Source organism: Quadrisphaera sp. DVD1 (assembly GCF_058932755.1).
In genome coordinates this window covers 1-2,316 of the sequence record NZ_JBZYWI010000243.1, presented here as the reverse complement: position 1 = coordinate 2,316, position 2,316 = coordinate 1, and the positions used below count along the sequence as shown (strand labels likewise).

Sequence of the window (2,316 nt, the reverse complement as noted above, 5' to 3'; positions counted from 1 at the left end):
GTCGGGGACGACGGCGCCGACGTCGTGGTGGGCTTGGGCGGCTACGTGGCCACCCCGGCGTACCTGGCCGCGCGGCGCCTGGGCGTGCCGGTGGTCGTGCACGAGCAGAACGCCCGCCCGGGGCTGGCCAACCGGCTCGGCGCCCGGCTGACCCGCCACGTGGCGGTCACCTTCCCCGGCACCCCGCTGCCCCGGGCCGTCGTCACCGGGATGCCCATGCGCCCGCAGGTGACCGGCCTCGACCGCGCCGCCCAGCGCGCGGCGGCGGCCGCCCACTTCGACCTCGACCCCGCCGCGACGACGCTGCTCGTCTTCGGCGGCTCCCTCGGCGCGCAGCGGCTCAACACGGCCCTGGAGGCCGCCGCCGCCGACCTGCTGGCGCCCGGGCCGGGCGGTGCGCGGGTGCAGGTGCTGCACCTGACCGGCGCCGGCAAGCCGGTGCGCCCGCAGGGCCTGCCGGACGGCGCGGTCTACCGCGTGCTGGAGTTCACCGACCGGATGGACCTCGCCTACGCCGCGGCGGACCTGGCGCTGTGCCGGGCCGGCGCGGGCACCGTGTGCGAACTGTCCGCCGTCGGCCTGCCCGCGGTCTACGTGCCGCTGCCGGTGGGCAACGGCGAGCAGCGGCTCAACGCCGCCGGCGTGGTCGCCGCCGGGGGAGGGGTGCTCGTGGAGGACGCCGAGGTCACCGCGGAGTGGGTGCGCGGCCCCCTGCGCGCGCTGCTCGCCGACCCCGCGCGCCTGGACGCGATGGCGCTGGCCGCGGCCGGCACCGGAGTCCGGGACGGCGACGAGCGGCTGGCCGACCTCGTGCTGCGGGCCGCCGCGGGCCCGGCCCCGGCGCGCCGGGGCGGTGCCGCATGAGCCCCCGCTTCGACCTGTCGGCCCCCGTCCCCGCCCTCGAGGAGCTCGGGGCCGTGCACTTCGTCGGCGTCGGCGGCGTCGGCATGTCCGGCATCGCGCGGGTGATGCTGGCCCGCGGCGTGGCGGTCAGCGGCAGCGACGCCAAGGACGTCCCGGTGATGGCGGCCCTGCGCGCCCTCGGCGGCCGGGTGGAGGTGGGGTTCGACCCCGCCCGCCTGGAGGGCGTGAGCACCGTGGTGGCCGGCTCGGCGATCCGCGACAGCAACCCCGAGCTGGTCGCCGCGCGGGCGGCGGGCCTGCGGGTGCTGCACCGCTCCCAGGCGCTCCAGGCGGTCATGCACGGACGCCGGGTGGTCGCCGTCGCCGGCACCAACGGCAAGACCACGACCACCTCGATGCTCACCGTGGTGCTCCAGCACGCGCAGTGGGACCCCTCCTTCGCCGTCGGCGGCGAGCTCGTCGGCGCCGGGACCAACGCCCACGCCGGCAGCGGCGACGTCTTCGTGGCCGAGGCGGACGAGTCCGACTCCTCGTTCCTCGTCTACTCCCCGCAGGTCGCGGTGGTGACCAACGTGCAGCCCGACCACCTCGACCACTACGGCACGGTCGACGCGCTCGAGGCGGCCTTCGAGGCCTTCGCGGCGCGGATCGAGCCCGGCGGCACCCTCGTGGCCTGCGCCGACGACCGCGGCTCGGCGGCCCTGGCCGCGCGCGTGCGCGCCGCGGGGGGCCGCGTGGTCACCTTCGGCGAGTCGCTCGACGCCGACGTGCGGGTCGACCGGCCCACCGCGGCGGCCGGGCGCATCGCCTTCACGCTGCACAGCGCGGCCGGTGAGCACCGGGTGCGCCTGCGGGTGCCCGGCTGGCACAACGTGCTGGACGCCGCCGCCGCGCACTGCGCCGCCGTCGCCCTCGGCGTCCCCGACGACCTGGCCCGCGAGGGCCTCGAGGGCTTCACCGGCACGCGCCGCCGCTTCGAGGCGCGCGGGGAGTCGCGGGGCGTGCGCGTCTTCGACGACTACGCCCACAACCCGGCCAAGGTCGCCGCTGCGGTGGCGACCGGCCGCGAGGTGGCCGGGGACGGCCGGCTGCTCGTCGTCTTCCAGCCGCACCTGTACAGCCGCACCATGGACTTCGCCGAGGAGTTCGCCCGCGCGCTGTCCGGGGCGGACCAGGTGCTCGTCATGGACGTCTACGCCGCCCGGGAGGACCCGGTGCCCGGCGTGACCGGCGCGCTGGTCGCCGACCGCGTGGCCCTGCCCCCGGGCCAGGTGGCGTACCTGCCGTCGTGGTCGGCGGTGGCCCCCGAGGTCGCCGCGCGGGTCCGCCGGGGCGACCTCGTGCTCACGGTGGGCGCCGGTGACGTGACCATGGTGGCCGGCGAGGTGCTGTCCCTCCTGGCGGAGCCCCAGGCCGACCCGGAGGCGGTGCCCGCACCCGTCCCCGGAGCGG

General features: G+C 78.4%; 2 protein-coding genes. Both read left to right on the top strand.

Features of this window, described 5'->3' with window-relative positions; translation table 11 throughout:
* Positions 1-864 (top strand): UDP-N-acetylglucosamine--N-acetylmuramyl-(pentapeptide) pyrophosphoryl-undecaprenol N-acetylglucosamine transferase (locus AC5FZL_RS16470; RefSeq protein ID WP_493619958.1); only part of this gene is annotated, 864 nt, incomplete at its 5' end.
* Positions 861-2,316 (top strand): UDP-N-acetylmuramate--L-alanine ligase (gene murC, locus AC5FZL_RS16465; RefSeq protein WP_493619957.1); only part of this gene is annotated, 1,456 nt, incomplete at its 3' end. The genes AC5FZL_RS16470 and murC, both read left to right, overlap by 4 nt.